The 280-nt window shown below is 50.7% G+C and carries 1 protein-coding gene; it reads left to right on the top strand.

Features of this window, described 5'->3' with window-relative positions; translation table 11 throughout:
* A partial coding sequence (locus PZC42_RS20950; protein WP_277214033.1) for an RNA polymerase sigma factor occupies positions 1-280 on the top strand: 280 nt, incomplete at both ends.

The raw sequence follows: 280 nt of genomic DNA, 5'->3' as shown, positions 1-280 counted from the left end.
ATCAGATAGTGACGCACCTTCGGCGTCATCACGGGAGGATCGATGTCATCGAAGACTGTTCGACTCGCGAAATTGAAGACAGTTCGTGGAATGAACTTGAGTTGCTGGAAAATGCGGAACTGGTACATCGTGAACTGGAGCGGCTTTCACCCGCACACCGGGAAGTGCTGACTTTGCGGTTTCTGGAGTCGATGAGTCTGGACGAGATTGCAGAAGTCATCGATTGCAGCAATGGAACTGCCAAGTCTCGCTTGCACTATGCAAAAAAAGCCCTTCGATC

This window comes from Isoptericola croceus (assembly GCF_029382255.1).
GTDB classification, from domain to species: Bacteria; Actinomycetota; Actinomycetes; order Actinomycetales; family Cellulomonadaceae; genus Isoptericola; species Isoptericola croceus.
Note: the sequence above shows the minus strand (reverse complement) of the source record. Positions and strands in the feature narration are given on the sequence as shown.